This is a genomic window from Photobacterium sp. S4TG1, from assembly GCF_036040035.1.
In the GTDB taxonomy this organism is placed as follows: Bacteria; Pseudomonadota; Gammaproteobacteria; order Enterobacterales; family Vibrionaceae; genus Photobacterium.
Window position 1 is genome coordinate 135257 of the sequence record NZ_JAYXUH010000009.1, and the last position, 13430, is coordinate 148686.

Below are 13430 nucleotides of genomic sequence, written 5' to 3' on the forward strand. Positions count from 1 at the left end.
TTTAACAGAAAGATTGCATATAATGAACGCTTTAGAAATAAAAAATGTAAGCAAAACTTACAAAGGCGGCGTTAAGGCGCTGAAAAATATGAGTCTCAATGTCGAACAAGGTGACTTTTTTGCTTTACTCGGACCCAATGGTGCGGGCAAGTCAACCACCATTGGTATTATTAGTTCGCTAGTTAATAAAACCTCGGGTAGCGTCAGTATTTTTGGTTATGACTTAGATTCTCAAAAAGTAGATGCCAAAAATCAACTCGGTTTAGTGCCACAAGAATTTAATTTTAATCCGTTTGAAACTGTCGAGCAGATTGTGATCAATCAAGCTGGTTTCTATGGTGTTGAACGAACACTGGCGAAACAGCGAGCGCAAAAATATTTAACCCAATTAGATTTATGGGGTAAACGTCATGATCGTGCTCGTAATCTTTCTGGTGGTATGAAACGTCGATTAATGATTGCTCGTGCATTAATGCATGAACCAAAGTTGTTGATTTTAGATGAGCCTACCGCTGGGGTTGATATTGAATTACGTCGTTCAATGTGGACCTTTCTCCAGCGCATTAACCGTGAAGGAGTGACGATTATCTTAACCACTCATTACCTTGAAGAAGCCGAAATGTTGTGCCGTAATATCGGTATTATTAATCATGGTGAGTTAGTTGAACATACGTCAATGAAAGCTTTGTTGAGTCAGCTTGAGTTAGAAACCTTTATTTTAGATATTGATACCACAACGGTCACACCGACTCTTGCTGTGGGTGAGTGTCGCTTGATTGACAGTCATACTCTTGAAGTCGATCTTAATAAAGGCGATGACCTAAACCGTGTTTTTAGTACCTTAACGACCCAAGGTATTGTGGTGCGTTCAATGCGAAATAAAAGTAACCGTTTAGAAGAGTTATTTGTAAACCTAGTTAATACAGATCGACCTTCTGCTATGGCAGGTGATAAAGAATGAAAAAACAATATTGGATTGCATTTAAAAGTTTAATTAGCAAAGAAATTCATCGGTTTACTCGAATTTGGGTACAAACATTAGTGCCGCCCGCAATTACGATGACGCTGTATTTTATTATCTTTGGTAATTTGATTGGGCAGCGCATTGGTGACATGGAAGGCTTTAGCTACATGGAATATATTGTGCCCGGACTGATTATGATGTCGGTGATCACTAACTCTTATTCTAATGTTGCCTCCTCTTTTTTTAGTGCCAAATTTCAACATAATATCGAAGAGTTATTAGTCGCGCCGGTGCCTAACTATATCATTATTGCCGGTTATGTTGGTGGTGGTGTACTGCGTGGTTTAGGGGTTGGTCTGATTGTTTCTGTGGTGTCATTGTTGTTTGTTTCACTTAATATTGCTCATCTATGGGTGATTATCGCAACGGTGGTGATGACATCGATTGTGTTTTCATTAGGGGGACTCATTAACGCTATTTTTGCGCGTACTTTTGATGATATCAGTATTATACCAACCTTTGTATTAACCCCATTAACATATCTTGGTGGTGTATTTTATTCGATTAACTTGTTGCCTGAAGTGTGGCAAGTGGTGTCAAAGGTCAATCCAATTGTGTATATGGTCAATGCCTTTAGATATGGTTTTTTAGGGGTGTCTGATGTAGGTATTGGAACGTCATTTGCGGTATTAAGTGTGTTCGTTATTGCACTTTATGGTGTGGCTTATTACCTGATTTCTCGTGGGATTGGCTTACGTTCATAAGCATATTGAACACGAACTTAAGCTACCTAACAAATAATAGTTAAAAAAATACCGCCCGTTAATGGTTAATGGGCGGTATTTTTTTAGTCAGCATTTAGCTATTAATTAGCTTCAGCGACTTCTTCTTCAACCGCCACAGCAGGGGATAAGTCTACTACTTGGTTGTCGATTAAACGTGCTTTACCTAATTGTGCTGACATTAAAATAACCGCTTGTTGGGTTGTGTCAGTGATAGGCAATAAGGTTACTGCATCACGAATAAAGCTTTTATCTGGTTGCAGACCAGCGGCACGGAGTTGATCGTTAGCATCAACAATTAATTCGTCATAGTCATTACGACCACCACGCATTTGGCTGCTGATCCAACGCATTGTACGGGCTAAAACGGGTGCACGTTGGCGTTCATCAACGGTTAAATTACCATTGCGTGAACTCATGGCTAGGCCATCCATTTCACGTACCGTTGGTACGCCAACAATTTTAATATCCATTGCTAGATCAATCACCATTTGACGAATAAGCGCCAATTGTTGGTAATCTTTCTCGCCAAAACAAGCCACATCTGGTTGGACGATATTAAATAACTTATTAACGATGGTTGCTACGCCACGGAAATGACCCGGACGTAATTCACCTTCTAAAATAGTTGATAATCCAGGAACGTCGATGAACGTTTGGTTGTTAAGACCGGCTGGATACATGATTTCTGGGGTTGGCGTAAATACCACATCCACCATATTTTGCTGTTGTAACTTAGCAATATCTTGTTCAAGAGTACGTGGATAATTGGTTAAATCTTCCGCTTTTTCAAATTGCATTGGATTAACAAAAATACTCGCAACAACAACATCAGCATGCTTACGTGCTTTTCGCATTAACGTAAGATGGCCTTCATGTAAGTTACCCATGGTTGGAACAAAGGCAATTCGACGGCCTGCGCGGCGCCACGTCGTAATTTGCTCTCTTAACTGGGCAATATCGGCGAATGTTTGCATCTCTTATTCCTTATTCAAAGGTATGCTGAGATCCTGGAAATGCACCAGACTCAACATCTTCAATGTATTTAGTAACCGCAGCACGCATATCTCCTGTTTCTGCAAGGAAGTTCTTAGAGAACTTCGGCATGTAGTTTGCAGAAATACCAAACATGTCGTGCATAACCAGTATTTGGCCATCGGTCGCATTACCCGCACCGATACCAATTACAGGCACATCCACCGCCTTGGTAATACGTTCAGCAAGGCTTGCTGGAACACATTCCAATACGATGATTTGGGCACCAGCTTGAGCGAGAGTAATGGCATCATTAACCATTGTCTCAGCTTGATCCAAATTGCGGCCTTGAACTTTATAACCGCCAAAAATATTGACAGACTGAGGTGTTAAACCAAGGTGAGCACATACAGGTACAGCTCGTTGTGTTAGGGTTGAAATTGTTTCAGCAACCCAAGCGCCACCTTCGATTTTGACCATATTTGCCCCTGCGCGCATTAGTTTTGCGGCATTTTCACAAGCTTGTGCTGGGGTTGCGAAGGTCATGAATGGCATGTCAGCCATTAGCAGCGAGTTAGGGCTGCCTGCACGAACGCTACGCGTATGGTAAGCGATGTCATCAATGGTTACTGGAAGGGTATCGTTGTGGCCTTGGAGAACCATGCCTAACGAGTCACCGACTAACATAACCGGCATATTCTGCTGCTCAAATAATTGAGAAAAACTCGCGTCGTATGCTGTTACTGATGCAAATTTACGACCTTCTTGCTTCCATTTTAGGAGATCGTTGATGGTGATTTTTTTCATAGCTTCTTTCTCGCTCTGATGAATTTATGCTTGCCAAATAGCTAAGCCATTACGGTTAACCTGAGTCAATAACGTGCATAAAGAAGTGTGATCAGGCAAAACTAAAGCAGGGTTAATTTCGGCAAGTGGATACAGTACGAACTCCCGTACTTTCATTCCATAGTGCGGCACAGTTAAGCGCTCACACTGGTGCTGTAGATCACCATATAAAATAATATCGAGATCTAGTGTCCGTGGACCCCAGCGTTCATCTTTGCGAACACGTCCTTGTTCGAGCTCAATTGCTTGTGTGTGATCAAGCAATTCAAGCGGTGCTAATGTGGTGTCGATAGCAACAACCGCATTGATGTAATCAGGTTGATTTTGCGGTCCCATCGGTGTACTGCTGTACAGCGAGGATACGCTAATAACTTGTGTATTGGGTAGATGTTGCAGTGCTTTGATAGCGGTTTGAGCTTGGGCGACAGGATCGCCCAAGTTACTACCAATCGCAATATAAGCGCGAATCATGATTTTACTTGCGGTTTTTTACGACGTGGTTGCTGTGGGCGACGACGACGTGGACGGCGAGTACCACCATCATTGATGTGAGCCACCATTTGACCGCGTTGGTTGTAATCCGCGTCTTGGAACTCATTCCACCATAGTGCTAATTCTTTGATATCGCTGCCTTCAAACAAGCTACGCATTTCTAAGAAATCATAAGCGGCACGGAATTTAGGGTGTTCCATGGTCTTAAAGGCGCGTTTACCGCTACGACGACTAAAGCGCAATTGTTGCTGCCAGATATCGCGAACCGTAGTGGTGTGGCGACGTGGAATCGCAATTGAGCGCACTTGCTCGTCAAGAATGTCGTTACTTGCAACCATAAAGGCATCATAGAATGATAAACCACTAGCAAAAGAGACTTCTTCTGCACGGGTCATCATTGGATACCACAGCATTGCAGCATAAATGAAGGCTGGATTAACACGTTTGTCTTCAGCCATTCGTTTATCGGTCGAGGCAAGGATATGCTCGATCATTTTCTCTGTTTTACTGCTGTTATTCTCCGTGAAATGGTCAGATAAAATGGGGAATAACTGCTGGAATAAGTTGTATTCACGCAGCATACGGTAAGTTTCTAGACCTTGACCCGATTGCAGTAGCTTAAGGCTTTCTTCAAACAGACGCGCAGATGGAATATCTTGCATCAGTGTTGCGAGTTCACGAATTGGCGCAGCAGTAACAGGATCGATATCCATGTCTAGCTTAACCGCAAAGCGTACTGCTCGTAGCATACGTACTGGATCTTCACGGTAACGGGTTTCTGGATCACCCATTAATCGAATTACACGATTATTGAGATCTTCAATACCTTTGGCATAGTCAGTAACGGTGAAGTCTTTAACGCTGTAATAAAGTGCGTTAATAGTAAAGTCACGGCGCTCTGCATCTTCTTCGATGGTACCGTAAACATTATCACGTAATAACATGCCTTCTTCACTACGAGAAGAGAGCTGCGGTTTTTGCTTATCTTTAGGTGGTGTCACTTGTACTGGCGCGTCTGAGTGGTGGCCTCGAAAGGTTGCCACTTCAATAATGTCACGTCCAAATAGGATGTGAGCAAGACGAAAACGACGGCCGATTAAACGACAGTTACGAAACAGTTTTTTGATTTCTTCTGGGGTTGCATTAGTTGCAATATCGAAATCTTTCGGCTGTTTGTGAAGCAATAAATCGCGGACGCCGCCACCAACAAGGTAAGCGTCGTAACCAGCTTTGTTTAGACGGTATAGTACTTTCAGCGCATTTTCGCTGATATCTTTTCGTGAAATGCCGTGCTCTGGGCGTTGGTAAACTTGCAAAGTTTGTTCCTCTGGAACGCGAGTACTACTGTCGCGATTCAATACTTTACGGCAAAAGTTGGCTACTCGATTAAAGATAATACACCCCATTTTGTGCACATGGTTCAACAAACAGCCGTGTATGATATATCACGGCAGACTATTTTAGAATGCTAGTGTGATAGCAGTTGTCTTTGGTAGCTGTTTAAGCTGCCAATGAGTGATGCCCCACTGTAAAATTTGTTCTACGCTTTCAGAGACAAGTTCTGTCGGAGGCGAAAAGCCTAAAAAGCGTAGCGCTGCCATTAATGCAGGCCGAGGATTGTGTTTATCAATCGCTGGTGCATGGTTTTGCTTTGACAATTTATTGCCATTGTCTGTAATGGCGAGCGGTAAGTGCAAATAGCTTACTTCAGGATGTCCAAGTTGCTGGTAAAGACCAATTTGACGCCCAGTAGGCTCAATTAAATCAGCCCCTCGTACAACTTCGGTTATCCCTTGTTCGATATCATCTAGCACTACAGCAAGATTATAAGCAAATAAGCCATCGCGACGACGAATGATAAAATCTTCACTCGCCAACGCTAATGGCAATTCGATACGACCATGTAATAGGTCATCGAAATGGGTTATTGGTGTGTCTACTTGTAATCGAACCGCACCATTGCTGTGCCGTTGATTGAGGGTACGACAGGTACCAGGGTAATAGCCGCCCGTTTGTTTAATGTCTTTTCGACTACACTGACAATAGTAAGCATTACCTTGTGTTAACCAAGTATCGATCTGCGCTTGATAAGCGTTTAGACGTAAACTTTGGTAGATGATATTACCATCCCACATGAAGCCAAAAGCTTCTAATGTGCGCAGAATATCATCAGCAGCCCCTTGCATTTCGCGAGGTGGATCAAGATCTTCGATCCTGACTATCCATTTTCCTTGCTGAGATTTTGCTTGGAGGTAGCTGCCAAGTGCTGCAATTAACGATCCGAAATGCAATGGCCCTGAGGGCGATGGTGCAAAACGACCGACATATTGATTTGTGTTAGTCATACATTAATGAACGGTTATAAAATCCAAATAGATTATTATCTAACTTGGTACGGCAATGTAAATGTCGCCCAGAGTCAGGGGTAAATATAACAAGATATATTCCCTCCAAACTGAATAAGACTCTCGGCTATGAGAGCACTATTCAGTTTGGTGCCTAGTTATCTATAACGCGTGGTTATGACTACAAGGCAGAGCTCGTGCGACATCGGTAAGTAAACAACCTTTAGGTTAATTACTGCGTGTTATTTTGAGCGCTAGTGTAAACGAAAGAGGGAGCTTACGCTCCCTCTAAAATTAGCTTTGACCTGATAATGGCGTAATTAGCCAGCCATTTGCTTTTCTTTGATCTCTGCAAGGGTTTTACAGTCGATGCAAAGATCTGCAGTTGGACGAGCTTCAAGACGGCGAATACCAATCTCTACACCACAAGAATCACAGAAGCCGAAATCATCTTCTTCGATACGCTTGATTGTTTTGTCAATTTTCTTGATCAGTTTACGCTCGCGGTCACGATTACGAAGTTCAAGGCTGAACTCTTCTTCTTGTGCGGCACGATCCACTGGATCGGGGAAGTTAGCGGCTTCATCTTGCATGTGGTTTACAGTGCGATCAACTTCAACGCGAAGTTGGTTACGCCATGCTGATAGAATTTTATGGAAATGCTCTAATTGAGCTTCGCCCATGTATTCTTCGCCAGCTTTTTCCTGATAAGGTTCAACCCCAGCAATAGCCAGGATGCCTAGTGATTTTTTAACGTTGGTCTCTGGCATATAGCATCTCCTAATGTACCTAATAACCGTCACTGGTTAATTTTGGGCGGTATCTATACCAGAAAGGTTACTGCGTGGCAATTAATGTATAACTTCAATTCTACGTCAATGTGAAGAAAACAGCATTTTTTATGTCAAATGCTGAAATTGTATACAGTCTTCGAGTTTTATTTCATCAGCATCGATAGTTGCTCGATAGCAAAGAATTTCGACTCCTGCGTTGATGGCTTGATGTAATAATTGTGCATATTCGGCATCAATATGCTGCGCAACATTGACTTGATTAATTCCCGTGTGTAATACCGCAAAAAATAAAATCGCTCGTGATCCTTGTTGTGCCATTGCGGTCAGTTCGCGTAAATGTTTTTGACCACGAGTGGTAACTGCATCTGGAAAATAACCTTGGCCATTATCAGCCAGTAGGGTCACGCTTTTTACTTCAATATAGCAGGGCTGACGGTTTTGTGATTCAAGTAATAAATCGATACGACTATTTTCAGTGCCGTATTTTACTTCTGTACGTAAATTGTCATAGCCAGTGAGCTCGATGATACGTTGTTGTTCTATTGCTTCTTTCACTAGGTGATTAGCTTGAATGGTGTTAACGCAAATCCAATCATTATGCTTTGTTTGAGCTAATTCCCAGCTATTAGGATATTTACGTTTTTTATTATCAGAGGTTGAATACCACACCGTGGTTTCGGGTTCTGCACAACCTGTCATTGCACCTGTATTAGCACAATGAATGGTTCGAATTTCACCATCGTCTAATGTGACGTCGGCTAAAAAACGTTTATAGCGTTTAATTAAGGTTGCAGCTTGTAGTGGCGGAGCAAATTTCATTTTGGCCTCAAGTATGGATTATTATTTTTAGTTGTCGGCAGGCTTTCGTTACAATGTGATTCCGTTTTGATCATGACATAAGGTGACGCCCTTGTCACAACTCCCTATTGATGACGTTTTAGCGCATTTATTTGCAGCATTCGCTAACCATACTCAAGTGATTTTAAAAGCACCACCGGGGGCAGGTAAATCGACCCGTTTGCCATTGGCTTTATTGGCAGAAGCAACAATACCTGGGCGAATCATTATGTTAGAGCCTCGACGGTTAGCGGCAAGAAATATTGCGAGTTATTTGGCGCAGCAATTGGGTGAACGTGTTGGTCAAACTGTTGGCTTACGAGTGCGTGGCGAAACTAAAGTCAGTGCCCAAACACGGTTAGAGATTGTGACGGAAGGCGTTATGACGCGAATGTTGCAGCATGATCCCGAACTGGCTGGCATTGGGCTAATTATTTTTGATGAGTTTCATGAACGCAGTATTCATGCCGATACTGCGTTAGCGTTAGCGATTGAGGTTCAGCAAGCCCTGCGGGATGATTTACAATTATTGGTAATGTCAGCCACTCTAGATCAAACCGCATTGGCACAGCTACTTCCTACTGCGGCTTATGTTGAGTCACAAGGACGTTGCTTTCCGGTGGAATATCGCTACCAACATGTTAATGATCCTCGGGATGTGATTGAGCAGATGGCGATAGCAATTAACCAGTTGTTGGTTCAAGAAACCGGATCAATATTGGCTTTCTTACCCGGTGTTGGTGAAATTAAACGGCTTGCGCAAGCATTAGCGGCACGTTTATCTAATAACAATATCAATATTTGTCCGTTGTATGGCCAGTTACCAATAGAACAACAACAGCAAGCCATTAATCCTGCTCCAAGCGGTCAACGCAAAGTGGTGCTTGCAACCAATATTGCCGAAACAAGTTTGACCATTGAAGGAATTCGATTAGTGGTTGATAGTGGCTTTGAACGTATCGCGCTGTGGGAGCCTAAAACAGGGATTAGTCGCTTACAGCAAGTACGTATTGCCCAATCATCTGCTGAGCAGCGAGCAGGCCGTGCTGGACGCTTAGAGGCGGGTATTTGTTTAAGGATGTACAGTGAGGAATTACTACAACGTCAACCAGCAACGCCTCAACCTGAAATTTTACGTAGTGATTTAACATCTCTTGCGATGGAGTTGGTGCAATGGGGATGTCATGATCCACAAGATTTACAATGGCTAGATGTGCCACCGATGATTGCATTGCAACAGTCACAGCAATTGTTACAGCAATTAGGCGCGATTGATGAACGTGGTCAACAAACACCACGTGGGCAAGTGATGCAAACTATAGGCGCAGATCCACGTCATGGCGCAATGCTGGCTTTTGCTCAACAAAGCGCACATCAGCAACAAGATCTCACTATGGTAACGACAGCAGCAATGCTGGTGGCGTTATTAGAAGATCCACCACGTGGTATTGATAATCCAGATCTAGCGTTTCAGTTACTTGAGACTAAAAAACTCGCTAGAAGTCATGCTTATTTGCAACGGGCGCAACAACACCTTACAACGCTAGCGGTATCTAAAAACACACAGCTCAAGGTTAATAATCATTGGGCGGCTATTTTACTTGCGGTTGGTTTTCCTGATCGTATTGCGCAATCCCGCACTGATGATGGTCGTTATCAGCTAGCCAATGGTCAAGGGGTAGTACTTGATAGTAGCCAAAGCCTAGCCTCTCAACCATTGTTAGTGGTGGCTGATGTTGTTAAAACTCGTCAAGGTGATAGCCGTATTTTCTCAGCCATTGCAGCTGACGTCAGTGTATTACAACAAACTTTACCGTTATTGTTTACTGAATGTGATTGGCTCGATTGGGATGATAAAAAAGGCCGTTTAAGTGCTGAGCATCGAGTTTATTGTGGCAAATTAATTGTCGCGCGTAGCCTTGCTGCCACGCCAGATCCCGCATTAGCCAGTGAAGCATTACTTAACGCCGTTAAACGTAAAGGATTGAGCGTTTTAAATTGGACAGAAAAAGCTAACGCATTATTAATTCGAGGTCGTAGTGCCAATGAATGGTTACCTGAAATTGGTTTACCTGCGTTAGACGAGGCGAGTTTACTTTGTCATGCTGAACAATGGTTATTGCCTTATCTAAACGGAATGACAACCTTAAAAGGCTTACAAAAAGTTAATCTGGTTGCGGCATTAGAGGCTTATATTGGTTGGAATCAAAAACAACAGCTCGATCAATTGTTGCCAACTCATTATCAGGTGCCAACCGGATCAAATATAGAGATCCGTTATCAACCGCAGCAACAACCTGTATTGGCGGTGAAGCTACAAGAAATGTTTGGTGAGCTAACAACACCGACGATTGCTAATGGTAAGGTTGCTTTGGTGTTGGAATTGTTATCACCGGCGCAACGACCATTACAAATTACACAAGATTTAGCGGGTTTTTGGGCTGGATCATACAAGGAAGTTCAAAAAGAAATGAAAGGGCGTTATCCCAAGCACCCTTGGCCGGATGATCCTGCAAATCATATTCCAACCCGCAAAATTAAAAAATATCTTTAATGACGATAAACAAGCTCGATACCTGTATATATAATCAGGTATAGTGTTACAGTAAATTTACATTAATGATGCTGTGCAGTGTTATTACTGCCAGCTTAAATATAGGAATGACGGTAGTTGATTGATTATGATTAAGTTGTCGCAACCAAAAAAAACACCCGCGAAAACTCCCTCGCCTTCGAAAAAAAAAGCGGCGTTAAAACCTGCGGCAAAAAAAGCATCTCCTAAAAAACCAGCAGCAAAAAAAGCGCCCGCAAAAAAAAAGTCTTCTAAAAAAGACGCCTCGCCTCATCCATGGCTGCGAAAAATTGGGCGTTTAAGTTTTAAAATAATGCTAGTTGTCGTCGCTATTTTATTGGTTATCGGTATCTATTTAGATACGGTGGTACGCAATAAAATGGATGGCCAAATTTGGGATTTACCTTCGGTTGTCTATGGTCGCGTGTTGACCTTACATGCGGGTCAAGCAATGACCTTAAATGATGTTCGCCATGAATTGAATGTATTGCAATATCATAAAGTAGCAACGCCCCAGCGTATGGGTGAGTATTCTGCATCATCAACCCGAATTGAATTAATTCGTCGTCCCTTTAAATTTGTTGATGATCCGCAGCCGCAACAACATGTCATGTTAACTTTTGCTGGTGGCACTCTGACTACCATTACCGATCTGACAACCAAGAAATCATTAAAAACCCTCAAGATAGAACCCAAACTATTGGGTATGTTAGGGCTTACAGGCAATGAGCAACGAATCTTCATGGCGCGGGATCAATTTCCACCATTATTAATCGATGCACTACTAACAACCGAAGATCGTGATTTTTATCAGCACGAAGGTGTATCACCGCTGGCAATCTTACGGGCGATGGTGGTTAACCTCAAAGCGGGACATACCGTACAAGGGGGCAGTACGCTGACTCAGCAGTTAGCGAAAAATTTATTTTTAAGTCGTGAACGTAGTTTATGGCGCAAAGTGCGTGAAGCGTATATCGCTGTCATTATTGATTATCGTTACAGTAAAGATCGCATTTTAGAAGCTTATTTAAATGAAATTTATCTTGGGCAAAATGGTGCCAAAGAAGTGCATGGTTTTCCTCTTGCTGCGCGGTTTTATTTTGGGCGTCCGTTAGAAGAACTACGACCAGATCAACTCGCGATGTTGGTTGGAATGGTGAAAGGGCCATCACAATTTAATCCTTGGCGTCACCCAGAGCGCACCATGAAACGCCGTGATTTAGTGTTGATGTTGCTGCTGAAAAATAATTACCTTACAGGCGCTGAATATGAAAAAGCCGTATCAGAGCCATTAGGTATTCAAAAGACACCGAAGATAGCCAGTCGTCAGCCTGCGTATTTTCAACAGTTACAACGTGAACTAGAGCAAGATGTTGGTGATATTTACAAATCAGGAAAAGGATTACGTATTTTCAGTACTCTTGATCCGGTGTCGCAGCAAGCTGCAGAAAAAACCATTGCGGTAATGGTGCCACGATTAAATAAAAAAGCCGGTGTTAAAGTTGAAACAGCGATGGTGGTGGTTGATCGTCAATATGGTGCAGTAAGAGCACTGATTGGTGGTAGTCGCCCCGGTTATGCTGGATTTAACCGCGCGCTGGATGCTAGCCGTCAAATAGGCTCGCTTGCTAAGCCCGCTGTTTATTTAGCAGCATTGAGTCAGCCGCAAAAGTTTACTTTGGCGACAACTCTGAGTGATAGTGCCATTGTGCTAAAAGGCAGTAAGGGAACGTCATGGCGACCAAGAAACTATGATCGTAAATTCCGTGGTCAAGTACCGTTATATTATGCTTTAGCGCATTCATTAAATGTGCCAACGGTAAACTTAGGTTTAAAAGTTGGGCTAGGAACGGTAATTAATACGATGGCGAAGTTGGGGGTTAAGCGAGATGAAATTCCTCACTTACCCTCAATATTGCTTGGTTCATTTACATTGTCACCGTTTGAAGTTGCGCAAATGTTCCAGAGTATCACTAATAACGGCCGTAAAGCGCCGCTATACAGCTTGGATGCCGTTGTTGATAGTCGAGGGCGAGTCCTGTATCAACATCAGTCTAAGATTGAACAAGTAGTACCAGAGCAAGCAGCTTGGTTAACGACTTATGATATGAAAAAAGTCGTTAGCCAAGGTACTGCACGTTTTCTTCAGAGTAAATTCAGTTCAGCTAAGCTAGCGGGGAAAACGGGAACAACCGATAATAACCGCGATAGTTGGTTTGCTGGGGCTGATGGCCGCGAAGTTGGCGTTGTATGGGTTGGACGGGATGATAACACCCCTGTGCGTTTGACGGGCTCTAGTGGCGCATTACGGGTTTATGCTGATTATCTTACTCGTCGTCAACCAGCACCATTAAACATCGGCTGGCCACCTTACATCACCACAATTAAGTATCAACGAACATCTAATGGCAGTTTGCAGTTTGATTGTAATGGTAATGTCGCGCTCCCTGCATGGGATCGTAATGGGGATTTAAAAGCGAAGTGTAATGATAATCAACCAGCAACATGGATTAAGCATATGTTTGCGGGTGATTAGAAGAAGATAGGTAACAGCAGGGACGAGTTTTCGAGGGGCGAGGAAAAGCTGAAGATAGGAAAAGCAGGGGTGAGTTTTCGAGGGGCGAGGAAAAGCTGAAGATAGGAAAAGCAGGGACGAGTTTTTTAGAGACGAGGAAGAGCTGAGCAGGGATGAGTTTTTAGAGATGAGTAAGGGCAGTGGCAAGATTATCATTGACAATGATGTTGCTGGTGCTGAAAATTTCGAACCCTCGAACCCTCGAACCCTCGAACCCTCGAACCCTCGAACCCTCGAACCCTCGAACC

General features: G+C 43.0%; 11 protein-coding genes. 4 read left to right on the top strand and 7 right to left on the bottom strand.

The window, feature by feature from the left end; genetic code table 11:
- The first annotated feature begins 22 nt into the window (after nt 1-22).
- Both VXS03_RS12385 and VXS03_RS12390 read left to right on the top strand, forming a co-directional pair.
- Nucleotides 23-961 carry an ABC transporter ATP-binding protein gene (locus tag VXS03_RS12385; protein ID WP_327764035.1) on the top strand — a complete coding sequence of 313 codons (939 nt, stop codon included), beginning with the start codon at nt 23-25 and terminating at the stop codon, nt 959-961.
- A complete protein-coding gene (locus VXS03_RS12390; RefSeq protein WP_327764037.1) occupies nt 958-1728 on the top strand; it encodes an ABC transporter permease in 771 nt (256 codons plus the stop codon). The genes VXS03_RS12385 and VXS03_RS12390 overlap by 4 nt, the downstream gene beginning before the upstream one ends.
- Before the next feature lie 101 nt (nt 1729-1829).
- On the opposite strand, the gene panC is transcribed toward VXS03_RS12390, so the two are convergent.
- From panC to sfsA, 7 genes are all read right to left on the bottom strand, one after another.
- On the bottom strand, nt 1830-2723 hold the full coding sequence (gene panC / locus VXS03_RS12395; RefSeq protein WP_327764038.1) for a pantoate--beta-alanine ligase: 894 nt from the start codon (nt 2721-2723) through the stop codon (nt 1830-1832).
- A 10-nt stretch (nt 2724-2733) separates the two neighbouring features.
- On the bottom strand, nt 2734-3528 hold the full coding sequence (panB, locus tag VXS03_RS12400) for a 3-methyl-2-oxobutanoate hydroxymethyltransferase (protein WP_327764039.1): 795 nt from the start codon (nt 3526-3528) through the stop codon (nt 2734-2736).
- Between the two features lie 24 nt (nt 3529-3552).
- The gene (folK, locus tag VXS03_RS12405) at nt 3553-4038 is read right to left on the bottom strand and encodes a 2-amino-4-hydroxy-6-hydroxymethyldihydropteridine diphosphokinase (RefSeq protein WP_327764040.1); all 486 of its coding nucleotides are present in this window, start codon (nt 4036-4038) and stop codon (nt 3553-3555) included.
- Nucleotides 4035-5465 (bottom strand): polynucleotide adenylyltransferase PcnB, encoded by a 1431-nt coding sequence (gene pcnB, locus VXS03_RS12410; protein WP_327764042.1) that lies wholly within the window; start codon nt 5463-5465, stop codon nt 4035-4037. The genes folK and pcnB overlap by 4 nt, the downstream gene beginning before the upstream one ends.
- Nucleotides 5466-5519: 54 nt before the next feature.
- Nucleotides 5520-6404: a tRNA glutamyl-Q(34) synthetase GluQRS gene (gene gluQRS / locus VXS03_RS12415; protein ID WP_327764043.1), complete on the bottom strand. Its 885-nt coding sequence runs from the start codon at nt 6402-6404 to the stop codon at nt 5520-5522.
- A 320-nt stretch (nt 6405-6724) separates the two neighbouring features.
- Complete coding sequence (dksA, locus tag VXS03_RS12420) at nt 6725-7174, bottom strand: RNA polymerase-binding protein DksA (RefSeq protein WP_080158274.1); 450 nt, start codon at nt 7172-7174, stop codon at nt 6725-6727.
- Nucleotides 7175-7303: 129 nt separating this feature from the next.
- On the bottom strand, nt 7304-8017 hold the full coding sequence (gene sfsA / locus VXS03_RS12425) for a DNA/RNA nuclease SfsA (RefSeq protein WP_327764044.1): 714 nt from the start codon (nt 8015-8017) through the stop codon (nt 7304-7306).
- A gap of 91 nt (nt 8018-8108) precedes the next feature.
- On the opposite strand from sfsA, the gene hrpB reads away from it, so the two are divergent.
- Entirely contained in the window at nt 8109-10589 is a 2481-nt protein-coding gene (gene hrpB / locus VXS03_RS12430; RefSeq protein WP_327764045.1) for an ATP-dependent helicase HrpB, read from the top strand.
- A gap of 127 nt (nt 10590-10716) precedes the next feature.
- Entirely contained in the window at nt 10717-13143 is a 2427-nt protein-coding gene (mrcB, locus tag VXS03_RS12435) for a penicillin-binding protein 1B (protein ID WP_327764046.1), read from the top strand.
- Nucleotides 13144-13430: the final 287 nt, after the last annotated feature.